The organism is Paraburkholderia nodosa DSM 21604 (assembly GCF_000519185.1).
In the GTDB taxonomy this organism is placed as follows: Bacteria; Pseudomonadota; Gammaproteobacteria; order Burkholderiales; family Burkholderiaceae; genus Paraburkholderia; species Paraburkholderia nodosa.
In genome coordinates, this window is record NZ_KI912597.1 from 1 (window position 1) to 1752 (window position 1752).

Below are 1752 nucleotides of genomic sequence, written 5' to 3' on the forward strand. Positions count from 1 at the left end.
GCGCCCAGGCCTGATTGGGCCGGTCGATCTTCAGGCCGCGCAGCAAGTACGGCCAGATCTTGTGCTTCGCGTTGCGTCGGCTCGTGTTCGGCCTGTGGGCGGCGACAATTATGTTGGCCGGTCGTTGACGATTGTTTTGGCCGGTGGTGAGGAGTCGCAGGCGGCGTAGCCGCCGGAGACGACGAGCCACCGGCAGCGCTGCGTCGGCGGGGCTTTAGGATGGGCTGATCGAAGCTTAAAGAAGAAGCGGTCAGCTCATGTCTGGAACCCGCATCACCGACCAACAGGTTCGTCTCTACATGAACAAGCGCAAACACCATCCGCAGGAAGTCGCGGCCGCCAAGACTGGCATCAGCGTGCGTACGGCACGCCGCATCGAGCGCGATGCCACGTTGCCATCCCAGAAGCCGCGTCATTCGTGGCGCNCCCGCCCCGATCCGTTCGTCGACGTCTGGGATAGCGAAGTCGTGCCACTGCTGCGCAACGCGCCCCACCTGATGGGCATCACGGTCCTGCGCAAGCTGCAGGATGATCATCCGGATCGGTATCCCGATAGCATGCGGCGCACACTGGAGCGGCGTATTCGCCAGTGGCGAGCACTTGAGGGCCCCACCCAGGAGGTGTTCTTCCCCCAGGAGCATCAACCCGGCGTGCGCGGACTGTCGGACTTCACCGATATGAGCAAGCTGTGCGTGACGATCGGCGGCGCCCCGTTCGGCCACCGGCTGTATCACTTCGTGCTGGCGTTCTCGCGCTGGGAGTATGCGAACGTGGTTGAGGGTGGTGAGAGTTTCGAGGCCCTTGCGACCGGATTGCAGAACGCGCTATGGCAGGCGGGCGGCTGCCCGCGCGAACATCGCTCTGACAGCCTGTCGGCCGCCTTCAAGAACCTGACCGAGCAGGAGGACTTCACGACGCGTTACGCCGCGCTGCTCGATCATTACGGCATGGAGGGCACGCGCAATAATCGCGGCCTGGGTCACGAGAACGGCAGCGTGGAATCCTCGCATCGGTATCTGAAGGAGGCGGTCGACCAGGCCTTGATGCTGCGCGGCCATCGCGACTTCGCTGATCGGACCGCCTACGATGAATTCGTACGCGAAGTGGTGATGCGCCGGAACCGGCGCAACGCCGCGGCGTTTCGCATCGAGCGCGCACAACTGCAGGATCTACCTGAACGTCGTACCACTGACTTCGTCGAGGAAGAGGCGCTCGTGACCCGCTGCAGCACGTTTACCGTGCGCGGCATCCTGTACAGCGCGCCATCGCGCCTGATCGGCCACCGCCTGAAGGTGCGACTCTACGGTGACCGGCTCGACTGCTATCTGTCGGGCGCACTGGTGCACAGTACGCCGCGAGGCTCCCGTGCCGCCGACAACCGCCACGCGCTGGATTACCGTCACTTCATTGACTCTCTCAAGCGCAAGCCCCAGGCGTTCAGGGGACTTGCGTTTCGCGACGCGCTGTTTCCGCGCGAGGCCTACCGCCGGACCTGGGAACGGCTGGAGGCGCAACTGACGCAACGTCAGGCATGCAAGACCATGGNGGGGCTGCTCGAACTTGCAGGGCGCCACGGCGTTGAAGCGTTGCTGGCACAGCGGCTTGATGCGTTGCTCGTCGTCGGCGAACTGCCAGACCTGAAGCAGTTGCGCGACGAATTCGCTCCGCGTGAGGCGCTGTGTCCCGAGGTGGTGGTCGAGATGCCTCCCGTCGCAGTCTATGACGAACTACTCGACAAGGTGGCCGCATGAA

Annotated in this window: 1 protein-coding gene; it reads left to right on the top strand. The window is 64.1% G+C overall.

The genetic code is table 11. The features are described from left to right. The first annotated feature begins 257 nt into the window (after positions 1–257). Entirely contained in the window at positions 258–1751 is a 1494-nt protein-coding gene (gene istA, locus A3CW_RS0144640; RefSeq protein ID WP_028209223.1) for an IS21 family transposase, read from the top strand. Position 1752: the final 1 nt, after the last annotated feature.